Source organism: Cyanobium sp. Lug-B, assembly GCF_024345635.1.
Classification (GTDB): Bacteria; Cyanobacteriota; Cyanobacteriia; order PCC-6307; family Cyanobiaceae; genus Cyanobium; species Cyanobium minutissimum.
The window spans coordinates 17,185-27,471 of record NZ_JAGQBM010000039.1 but is presented as its reverse complement, the minus strand read 5'-3'; the positions used below and the strand labels follow the sequence as shown (position 1 = coordinate 27,471).

6 protein-coding genes and 1 pseudogene are annotated in these 10,287 nt (G+C 73.1%); 6 read left to right on the top strand and 1 reads right to left on the bottom strand.

Features of this window, described 5'->3' with window-relative positions; translation table 11 throughout:
* The 6 genes and pseudogenes from KBY81_RS10570 to hypE all read left to right on the top strand — a co-directional run.
* Nucleotides 1-350: pseudogene (locus KBY81_RS10570) on the top strand (carbamoyltransferase HypF); the annotation flags it as partial.
* A gap of 19 nt (nt 351-369) precedes the next feature.
* Nucleotides 370-606, top strand: a complete 237-nt coding sequence (locus tag KBY81_RS10565; RefSeq protein ID WP_254976455.1) for a HypC/HybG/HupF family hydrogenase formation chaperone — start codon at nt 370-372, stop codon at nt 604-606.
* Entirely contained in the window at nt 603-4,205 is a 3,603-nt protein-coding gene (nifJ, locus tag KBY81_RS10560) for a pyruvate:ferredoxin (flavodoxin) oxidoreductase (protein ID WP_254976454.1), read from the top strand. Before KBY81_RS10565 ends, nifJ begins: the two co-directional genes overlap by 4 nt.
* Entirely contained in the window at nt 4,202-5,236 is a 1,035-nt protein-coding gene (locus KBY81_RS10555; RefSeq protein ID WP_254976453.1) for a dihydroorotate dehydrogenase-like protein, read from the top strand. The genes nifJ and KBY81_RS10555 overlap by 4 nt, the downstream gene beginning before the upstream one ends.
* Complete coding sequence (gene hypD, locus KBY81_RS10550) at nt 5,233-6,369, top strand: hydrogenase formation protein HypD (protein WP_254976452.1); 1,137 nt, start codon at nt 5,233-5,235, stop codon at nt 6,367-6,369. The genes KBY81_RS10555 and hypD overlap by 4 nt, the downstream gene beginning before the upstream one ends.
* Nucleotides 6,362-7,393: a hydrogenase expression/formation protein HypE gene (gene hypE, locus KBY81_RS10545; protein ID WP_254976451.1), complete on the top strand. Its 1,032-nt coding sequence runs from the start codon at nt 6,362-6,364 to the stop codon at nt 7,391-7,393. Before hypD ends, hypE begins: the two co-directional genes overlap by 8 nt.
* Here hypE and KBY81_RS10540 read toward each other — a convergent pair.
* Nucleotides 7,362-10,217, bottom strand: a complete 2,856-nt coding sequence (locus KBY81_RS10540; RefSeq protein ID WP_254976450.1) for a cation-transporting P-type ATPase — start codon at nt 10,215-10,217, stop codon at nt 7,362-7,364. The two genes, hypE and KBY81_RS10540, sit on opposite strands and share 32 nt — an antisense overlap.
* Nucleotides 10,218-10,287 lie beyond the last annotated feature (70 nt).

Below are 10,287 nucleotides of genomic sequence, written 5' to 3'. Positions count from 1 at the left end.
CGGCGATCGCGGCCGGCACACCGGCGAGCGTCTGCGCCGCCCGCTTCCACCACGCCCTGGTGACGGCCCTGGCCGGGACCGCCGCCATCGCCGCGGCGGCCCTGCCGACCAGCGCACCGACCCCCGCCGAGGGGGTGCCCGTGGCCCTGGCCGGGGGGTGCTTCCAGAACCGGCTGCTGCTGGAGGGGGTGATCGGCGCCCTGCGGGCCCGGGGGTTGCGGCCGTTCTGGCCGGAGCTCGTGCCCTGCAATGACGGCGGGCTGGCCCTCGGCCAGCTCTGGGCGGCGGCGGGGCCGTGGGCAGATCCGGCCGGCGGGCCTACAACCAGGGGGAGAGACCACGCGCCGTGATCCGCCCATGTGCCTGGCCGTGCCCGCTCGCATCCTCTCGATCCGGATCCAGCCGCCGGCGGGCGATTCCGGAGCGGCGGGGCCCAAAGCCGTCGCCGCCGCAGACGATGACGGCCTCTGGCGCATGGCCGAGGTGGATTTCGGAGGCGTGCGCCAGCAGGTGAGCCTGGCCTGCCTGCCTGAGGCGGCCGTGGGCGATCGGGTGCTGGTGCATGTGGGCCTGGCCCTCAGCCTCGTCGAGGACGACCCCGCATGACCATCACCGTCGATGGCAACGAGGCCGTGGCTCTGGTGGCCTACCGCCTCAACGAGGCCATCGCCATCTATCCGATCACCCCCGCCTCGCCGATGGGCGAGTGGGCCGACGCCTGGAACACCGAAGGCCGCCCCAACCTCTGGGGCACGGTGCCGGCGGTGGTGGAGCTGCAGAGCGAGGCCGGCGCCGCCGGCACCGTCCACGGGGCCCTGCAGGCGGGGGTGCTGACCACTACCTTCACGGCCTCCCAGGGGCTGCTGCTGATGGTGCCCAACCTCTACAAGCTGGCCGGCGAGCTCACCCCGGCCGTGCTGCACGTGGCGGCCCGTTCCCTGGCGGCCCAGGGGCTCTCGATCTTCGGCGACCACAGCGATGTGATGGCCTGCCGCGGCACGGGCTGCGTCATCCTCTGCTCGGCGTCGGTGCAGGAGGCCGGCGACTTCGCCGCCATCGCCACCCGGGCCAGCCTGCTGGGGCGGCTGCCGTTCCTGCACATGTTCGACGGCTTCCGCACCTCCCACGAGATCCAGAAGATCGAGCCGATCGCCGACGACGTGCTCCATGCCCTGATGCCGATGGAGGCGGTGGCGGCCCACCGCCACCTGGCCCTCTCCCCCGACCACCCGGTGCTGCGGGGCACGGCCCAGAACCCGGACGTCTACTTCCAGGCGCGCGAGTCGGTGAACCGCTTCTACGACGCCCTCCCCGGCCACCTGGTGGAGGCGATGGACCGGTTCGCCCGCCTCACCGGCCGCCAGTACGGCCCCTACGAGTACGTGGGCGCCGCCGATGCCGAGCGGGTGGTGGTGCTGATGGGCTCCGGCTGTGAGACCGCCGAGGAGACCGCCTTGGCCCTGAACGCCGCCGGCGAACGGGTGGGGGTGCTCAAGGTGCGCCTGTTCCGGCCCTTCGTGGCGGAGCTGTTTGCCGCCGCCCTGCCGCCCACGGTGCGATCCCTGGCCGTGCTCGATCGCTGCAAGGAGCCGGGGGCCGGCGGCGAACCCCTCTACCTCGATGCGGTGGCCGCCCTCAGCGAGGCGTGGCGCCCCTGCCACGGCGATGGCCCCCTGCCGCGGGTGGTGGGCGGCCGCTACGGCCTCTCCTCCAAGGAGTTCACCCCGGCGATGGTCAAGGCGGTGTTCGACAACCTCCTGCTGCCGCAGCCCCGCAACCACTTCACGGTCGGCATCGACGACGACGTCACCCACCGCTCCCTGCCCGTCGCCGCGGACTTCCATGTCGATGGGCCCGAGCAGGTGCGGGCCGTGTTCTACGGGCTGGGCTCGGACGGCACCGTGGGGGGCAACAAGGCCACGATCAAGATCATCGGGGAGCAGACCGATCTGTTCGCCCAGGCCTATTTCGTCTACGACTCCAAGAAATCGGGGTCGGTCACGGTGTCGCACCTGCGCTTCGGCCCTCGGCCGATCCGCGCCCCTTACCTGATCGAGCGGCCCACCCTGGTGGCCTGCCACCAGTGGGATTTCGTCGACCGCTTCGACCTGCTGGCGGGCCTGGACGCCGGTGGGGTGCTGCTGCTCAACAGCCCCTTCCCGATCGGGGAGAGCTGGCGGCGGATGCCGGCCTCGCTGCGCTGCGGTATCCGCGAGCGGGGGCTGACGGTGTGGCTGATCAACGCCTACCGGGTGGCCCGGGAGGCGGGCATGGGGAACCACATCAACACGGTGATGCAGGCCTGCTTCTTCGCCGTCAGCGGCGTGTTGCCCAGGGAGGACGCCATCGAGCAGATCCGCGACTCCCTCCGCAAGACCTACGGCCGCAAGGGGGAGGCGGTGGTGGCCATGAACCTGCGTGCCCTCGACGCCAGCCTCGAGCATCTGCAGCTCCTCGACTGGCGCCGCCTGCCGGCGGAGGACGACCTGCCGGTCCCGGCCCCTGTGGCCGACCGGCTCGCCGAGGCGCCGCTGTTCGTGCGGGAGGTGATCGGGCCCCTGCTGGAGCGGCGCGGCGATGCCCTGCCCGTCAGCGCCCTGCCCTGCGACGGCACCTGGCCCACGGGCACGGCCCAGTGGGAGAAGCGCAACATCGCCGAGACCGTGCCGGTGTGGGAGAGCGACCTCTGCGTGCAGTGCGGCAAGTGCGTCATGGTGTGCCCCCATGCGGTGATCCGGGCCAAGGCGGTGGCGCCGGACGCCCTGGCGGGAGCCCCGGAGGGCTTCCGCCAGGCTCCGGCCCGTGATCCCGACCTGGCGGGCCGCAGCTTCACGATCCAGGTGGCCGTGGAGGACTGCACCGGCTGCGCCCTGTGTGTGGAGGTCTGCCCGGCCCGGGACCGCACCGAGCCGAAGCGCAAGGCGATCAACATGGCCCCCCAGCGCCCCCTGCGGGAGGCCGGCCGCGGCCACTGGGACTACTTCCTGGGGCTGCCCGAGATGGCCCGCGGCGACCTCAACCTGCACAGGATCGGCCAGCAGCAGCTGCAGGAACCCCTGTTCGAGTTCTCCGGCGCCTGCGGCGGCTGCGGCGAGACGCCCTACCTCAAGCTGGCCAGCCAGCTGTTCGGCGATCGGATGCTGGTGGCCAACGCCACGGGCTGCTCCTCCATCTACGGCGGCAACCTGCCCACCACCCCCTGGAGCACCAACGCCGAGGGGCGCGGCCCGGCCTGGAGCAATTCCCTGTTTGAGGACAACGCCGAGTTCGGCCTGGGCATGCGCGTGGCGATCGACCAGCAGCGCCAGATGGCCCTCGAGCTGATGGAGCGCCTGGGGCCGGCGCCGGAGCGGGCCGACCCCCCGCTCCCCGGGGCCCTGGTGGCGGCGATCCGCGACGCCGACCAGCACGACGAGGCCGGCATCGTCGCCCAGCGGCAGCGGGTGGAGGAGCTCAAGCGCCTGCTGCACGCCATGGCACCGGAGGCCGCCGAGGCCGCCCGCCTGCTGGATCTGGCCGATGCTCTGGTGAAGAAGAGCGTCTGGCTGGTGGGGGGCGACGGCTGGGCCTACGACATCGGCTTCGGCGGCCTCGACCACGTGCTCGCCAGCGGCCGGGACGTCAACGCCCTGGTGCTCGACACCGAGGTGTACTCCAACACCGGCGGCCAGATGTCGAAGGCCACCCCCCGGGCGGCGGTGGCCAAGTACGCCGCCGGCGGCAAGGCCGCCCCCAAGAAGGATCTCGGCCTGATGATGATGAGCTACGGCACGGTCTACGTGGCCAGCGTGGCCATGGGGGCCCGCGACGAGCACACGGTGCGGGCGTTCCTGGAGGCGGAGAGCTATCCGGGGCCGTCGCTGATCCTGGCCTACTCCCACTGCATCGCCCACGGCATCGACATGGCCCGGGGCATGGAGCAGCAGAAGGCGGCGGTGGACTCCGGCCGCTGGCTGCTCTACCGCTACGACCCGCGCCGCACCGAACGGGGCGAGCACCCGCTGCAGATCGACAGCCGGGGCCAGCGCCGGCCCCTGGCCGAAGCCATGGCCACCGAGAACCGCTTCCGGATGCTCTCCTTCAGCCAGCCGGAGCGGGCCCGGGCCCTGGCGCGCCAGGCCGAGCTGGAGGTGGCCCGGCGCTGGGCCACGTATCAGGCCCTCGCCGGCACCCCGGCCCCATCGCCGACCGAGGCACCGGCATGACCCGCCCCGATCTGTCCGTCACCTACCTGGGCCTGGAGCTGCGCAGTCCCCTGGTGGTGGGTGCCGCGGCCCCCCTCAGCGAGGACATCGACCAGCTGCTGCGGCTGGAGGAGGCCGGCGCCGCGGCCGTGGTGCTGCATTCGCTGTTCGAGGAGCAGATCGAGCGCGACCAGCTGGAGCTGCACCGGGTGACCCTGCAGGGCGCCGACAGCTACGGCGAGGCGCTCAGCTACTTCCCTGAGCCCTCGATCTTCCACGTGGGCCACGACCTCTACCTGCGCCACCTGGAGCAGGCCCGTTCCCGCCTGTCGGTGCCGGTGATCGCCAGCCTCAACGGCGCCCACCCCGGCCAGTGGGTGCAGGTGGCGCGGCGCATGGAGGCGGCCGGCGCCAGCGCCCTGGAGCTGAACATCTATTCGGTCCCCACCGATCCGGATCTCTCCAGCGCGGCGATCGAGAACCAGGTGCTGGAGATCGTCGCCGAGGTGCGCGCCGAGGTGACCCTGCCCCTGGCGGTGAAGCTCAGCCCCTTCTTCACCAACTTCGGGGCCATGGCCAAGCGGCTGGCCGCCGTCGGTGCCGATGGCCTGGTGTTGTTCAACCGCTTTTACCAGCCCGACATCGACATCGAGGAACTGGAGGTGCGGCCCAACCTGCTGCTGTCCACCCCCCACGACCTGCGGCTGCCCCTGCGCTGGATCGCCCTGCTGCACGGCCGCCACCCGGTGGATCTGGCGGCCACCGGTGGTGTGCACCGCGGCACCGATGTGGTGCGGCTGCTGATGGCCGGCGCCGCCATCACCCAGGTGGTGGCCGCCCTGCTGCGCCACGGTCCGGGCCGGCTGGCGGGGCTGGAGGAGGAGCTGGCCCAGTGGCTGCTGGAGCATGAGCACGCCACGGCCCGGGAGCTGATCGGCTGCATGAGCCAGCAGCGCTGCCCCGATCCCAGCGAGTACGAGCGCTCCCAGTACATGCGCGCCGTCCAGACCTTCCTGCCCGCCGATGCCGCGGCGGCGCCGGGGCCCTGGTGAGTGCGCCGCTGGCGGCGACGGCGGAGGTGGCCGCCGTGCGGGAGCTGGCGGCCGAGCTGGCCGCGATCACCACCCGCCCCTGGACACTGATGGAGGTGTGCGGCGGCCAGACCCACGCCATCGTGCGCTGGGGGCTCGACCAGTTGCTGCCGCCCGGGTTGCGGCTGATCCACGGCCCCGGTTGCCCGGTCTGTGTGACGCCGGCCGCCACGATCGATGCCGCCCGGGCCCTGGCCCGCCGGCCCGAGGTGATCCTGTGCTCCTACGGCGACATGCTGCGGGTGCCGGGCAGCGCCGCCGACGGCGGGCCGGGGGATCTGCTGGGGGTGCGGGCCGAAGGGGGCGACGTGCGCCTGCTCACCTCCCCGTTGGAGGCCCTGGCCCTGGCCCGGCGCCATCCGGAGCGCCAGGTGGTGTTCCTGGCGGTGGGGTTCGAGACCACGGCCCCGGCCACGGCCCTGCTGGTGCGCCAGGCGACGGCCGCCGGGGCGGCCAACCTTTCCCTGCTGGCGGCCCACGTGCGGGTGCCCCCCGCCATGGCGGCGATCCTCACGGCCGAGGGCAACCAGGTGCAGGGCTTCCTGGCAGCGGGGCACGTCTGCGCCGTGATGGGCACCGCGGAACTGGAGGACCTGGCGGATCGGCACCGGGTGCCGGTGGTGGTGAGTGGCTTCGAGCCCCTGGATCTGATGCGGGGGCTGGTGGCCTGCGTGCGCCAGCTGGAGCGCGGCGAGGCCCGGGTGGCCAATGCCTACGGCCGGGTGGTGCGCCAGCAGGGCAATCCGGCCGCCCGGGCCCTGCTGGAATCGGTGTTTGAGCCGGTGGACCGGATCTGGCGGGGCTTCGGCGTGATCCCGGGGGGCGGCCTGGAGCTGAGGGCGCCCTTCCGCGGTCTGGAGGCCGGGGCCCGCTTCGCCGATCTGCCCGGTGGGCCCGAGGCCGGCGTGGAGCCGGGGGCCGCGGTGGGGGCCGAGGGGGTCTGCATCAGCGGTCGCATCCTGCAGGGGCGCGCCCGGCCCATGGACTGCCCGGCCTTCGGGACCACCTGCACGCCGGAACATCCCCTGGGGGCGCCGATGGTGTCCTCGGAGGGGGCCTGCGCGGCCTACCACCGCTACGGCCGCCGTGGCTGAGCCGGCCCCGCCCGCCACCCCCCGCATCCAGCTGGCCCACGGCGGCGGCGGCACCCTGATGCAGCAGCTGATCGACGCCGAACTGCGCCGCCTCTACGCCGACCCCGACCAGGTGCTGCACGATGCCGCCCGCCTGTCCCTGCCCCACGGCCGGCTCGCCTTCACCACCGACAGCTACGTGGTGCAGCCCCTGGAGTTCGAGGGGGGCGACATCGGCAGCCTGGCGGTGACGGGCACCGCCAACGACCTGGCGATGGCAGGCGCGAAGCCTTTGGTGCTGAGCCTGGGTCTGATCCTTGAGGAGGGGCTGGAGCTGGCGTTGCTGCGCCGGATCGTTTCCTCGATTGTGGAGGCGTCCCGGCGTTGCGGGGTGACCATCGTCACCGGCGACACCAAGGTGGTGGAGCGGGGCAAGGGGGACGGGGCCTTCCTCAACACCAGCGGCATCGGCCTGCTGGAGGTGGACGCGCCGATCGATCCGCTGGCGATCACCCCCGGTGACCAGCTGCTGGTGAGCGGGGATCTGGGCCGCCACGGGGTGGCGATCCTGGCCGCCCGCCATGGCCTGGACCTGCAGCCCCCCCTGGCCACGGACTGCATGCCCCTGTGGCCCGCGGTGGAGGCCCTGCTGGGAGCGGGGGTGCGGCTCCACTGCCTGCGGGACCTCACCCGCGGCGGCCTGGCCAGCGCCCTGCAGGAACTGGCGGCCCCCAACGGCCTGGAGCTGCAGATCGAGGAGGAGCGCATCCCAGTGGCGGAGCCGGTGCGGCGCACCTGTGAGCTGCTGGGCTTCGACCCGCTGCACCTGGCCAACGAGGGCCGCTTCCTGGCGGTGGTGCCCGAGGCCGATCGGCAGCGGGCCCTGGAGGTGCTGGCGCCGGCCGGCGGGGCCTGGATCGGCCGGGTGGCGGCGGCAGGACCCGGAGCCGGCGGCCGCCGGGGCCGGGTGCTGCTGCGGACCCCCTACGGCAGCGAGCGGGTGCTGGTGCCCCTCAGCGGGGAACTGCTGCCACGGATCTGCTGAAGCCTCGCGGCGCCTGCCCAGCCTGCCGCCAGCGTTTGTCGAGGGCATCCACCAGGATCACCAGCAGCGGAGCCAGGGCCATCGGCCCCAGCCAGGCCATCGGGAAGGGTCGCATCCCGAACACCGCCGCCACCGGAGCCAGCAGCACCAGGGCACTGGCCAGCAGCGGCTCGCTGATCAGCCCCAGCCAGAGCATCGGATTGGGGATGGCGAGCATGGCCCAGGCGGGACGACGTTCGCTGCGGCAGGCCAGCAGGGTGCCCATCTGGCCGGCCACGATCAGACAGAAGGTGACGGTGGTGGCCTGCTGCTGGATCGCCACCACGCCGGCGTCGGCCGTGTGGTGCAGCAGCTGGGGGGCCAGGAGCCGCAGCTGGCTCCAGCCCACGCCGTTGGCCTGCCAGGTCAGCAGATAGCCCGCCATGGCCACCAGGCCCTCCACCAGCCCCAGCACCAGATAGGCGCGCACCATCACGGCCCGGTTGAGCAGGGGCAGGCCCCTGGGGCGCGGGGGCAGGCGCATCACCCCCGCCTCGGGTGGATCGGCCCCCAGGCCCAGGGCCGGCAACAGGTCGGTGCCCAGGTCGACGGCCAGGATCTGCAGCACCGTCAGGGCGGCGGGAATGCCGGCGATCACCATCGCCAGGAAGGGCAGCACCTCCGGCACGTTCGAGGCCAGCACGTAGGTGATGAAGCGGCCGATGTTGGTCACCACCGACCGGCCGTAGCGGACAGCCTCCACGATCGTGGCGAAGTTGTCGTCGAGCAGGACGATGTCGGCGGCTTCACGGGCCACATCCGTGCCGCTGATCCCCATCGCCAGCCCCACATCGGCGGCGCGCAGGGCCGGCGCGTCGTTGACGCCATCGCCGGTGACGGCCACCACCTCGCCGAGGGCGCGGTAGGCCTGCACCAGCCGCAGTTTCTGCTCCGGTGCCATGCGGGCGAACACCAGCCGGCGGCGGTACTTGAGCAGCTGGCGCAGCTGCACGTCGCTGATCTGGGCCAGGGAGGAGCCCTCGATCACCCGCACCGGGTCGGCGCTCGCCTGCTGCTGCGCCGTCGACCGGCCCGGGGACCCGGGGGGATCGAGCAGACCGATCTGCTGGGCGATCGCCTGGGCCGTGAGGCCGTAGTCGCCGGTGACCATCGTCACCTTGATGCCGGCTTCGCGGCACCGGCGGATCGCCTCGGGCACCTCCGGCCGCGGTGGGTCGTAGAGACCCAGCAGGCCGAGGAACATCTGGCCGCTCTCCAGGGCCTCCGCCGGAGCGTCGCCGCAGGCCCCGTCGCCGCGGCGGAGCGCCACGGCGATGACGCGGAAGCCCCTGGCGGCCAGCCCATCGTTGGCGGCCACCACCTGCTGGCGCAGCTCGGCGGGCAAGGGGGCGTCGCCGCTGGAGGACAGCCAGCTGGTGCAGTGCGCCAGCACTTCCAGGGGGGCCCCCTTGGTGATCAACAGGACCCCCCCCGTGACGATCGGCAGATCGTCGTCAAGGTCGCTCCAGTCCACCAGCACGGTCATGCGGCGGCGCAGGGAATCGAAGGGAATCTCCCGGCGCCGTGGATGCCGGCCCGGCAGCGCCTCCGGCATCAGCCCGGCTTCCGCGGCGGCCACCAGCATCGCTGTTTCGGTGGGATCCCCCACCCCCAGCCGCGGCTGGGCGGCGCCACCAGCCCCAGCCACCGCCACCTCGAGGCGGGCGTTGGAGCACAGGGAGGCGGCGCGCAACAGCAGCCGCTCCAGCCCCCCGGCGGGCAACGGCAGCCAGGTGCTCTCCACCGCCATGCGGTTGCCGGTGAGCGTGCCCGTCTTGTCGGAGCAGATCACACTCACCGAGCCGAGGGCCTCCACCGCCGAGAGGCGGCGAACCAGGGCCTGGCGGCTCGCCATGCGCTGCACCGCCATGGCCAGGGCCAGGGTGACGGTGGGCAGCAGCCCTTCGGGCACGTTGGCCACGATGATCCCCGTGGCGAACACCACGCTCTCCAGCGGGGCCATCCCGACCAGGAGGACGCTGAGGCCGAACGCGACCACCCCCATGGTCACGGCGATGGTGCAGATCGTCTGCACGATCCGGCTCACCTGCAGCTCCAGGGTGCTGGCGCCGCGCGTGGTGCCGGCCGCCAGCCGGGCCACCTGCCCGAATTCCGTCTCAGCGCCCGTGGCATAGACGAACGCCTCCCCCCGTCCCGAGGCCACGGTGCTGCCGGCCATCACCAGGTTGGCCTGCTCACCGGTGCTGACCTTCGCCTGCCGCTGGCTGCCTTCGATGGCCCCGCTCCGGCGCGCCACCGGCAGGGATTCGCCGGTGAGCACCGACAGATCCAGATAGAGCCCATGGGCCTCGCTCAGCCGACAGTCGGCCGGTACCCGATCCCCCTCCTCGAGCCGGACACGGTCTCCCGCCACCAGCGCCTCCGCCGCCAGAAAGCCCAGCTGCCCGTCGCGCCACACCTGCACCTGGCTGGGCAGGGCGCGGGTGAGCGCCGCCAGGGTGCGCTCCGCCTGGAACTCCTGCCAGAAGGAGAAGACGCCGTTGATCAGCACCACCGCCCAGATGGCCCAGCCCAGCTGGGGGGTGCCGGCGGCGAAGGCCAGGCCTCCAGCGATCCACAGCAGCAGGGCCATGAAGTGGACCATCTGGTCCAGGAAGCGCAGGGCCAGGGGCCGGCGCCTGGCGGGCGGGAGGCGGTTGGGGCCGAAATGGGCCAGGCGCCGTTCGGCCTCTGCGCTGCCGAGGCCCTCCGGTGTGGTCTGCAGGGCCTGGTGGACGCCTTCCAGCGGCAGGGACCAGATCGGCTGGGAGGCGGCGAGCAGCACGGACCGGCAGCGGGGGCCACCTTCAGCATGGCCAGCCCGGGGTTGGCCGAAGCGGCGTCGCTAGCGTCAA